1 rRNA gene is annotated in these 352 nt (G+C 59.4%); it reads left to right on the top strand.

Annotation, left to right across the window (positions count from 1 at the left end):
* Positions 1 to 67, top strand: a 16S ribosomal RNA gene (locus tag ACSNOD_RS31840); the annotation flags it as partial.
* Positions 68 to 352: the final 285 nt, after the last annotated feature.

Genomic DNA, 352 nt, shown 5'->3' with positions numbered 1-352 from the left:
ACTGGCGATTGGGACGAAGTCGTAACAAGGTAGCCGTACCGGAAGGTGCGGCTGGATCACCTCCTTTCTAAGGAGCACATAGCCGACTGCAAGCGAATGTCTTGCACGGTTGCTCATGGGTGGAACGTTGACTATTCGGCACGGTTCGGTGGGATCACTAGTACTGCTTCGGCGTGGAACGTGAAACTGCTGGATCGGGTTGGGCGCGCTGTTGGGTGTCTGAGGGCACGGCCGTGAGGCTGGGTCTTCGGTACGCCGGCCCCAGTGAACTCGCCTGTTTGGGCGGGGTGGTGGGTGGCTGGTCGTTGCTTGAGAACTGCACAGTGGACGCGAGCATCTGTGGCCAAGTTTT

The organism is Streptomyces sp. URMC 123, from assembly GCF_051386515.1.
In the GTDB taxonomy this organism is placed as follows: Bacteria; Actinomycetota; Actinomycetes; order Streptomycetales; family Streptomycetaceae; genus Streptomyces.
The sequence above is the reverse complement of the archived record's forward strand: the minus strand, read 5'-3'. Positions and strand labels throughout refer to the sequence as shown.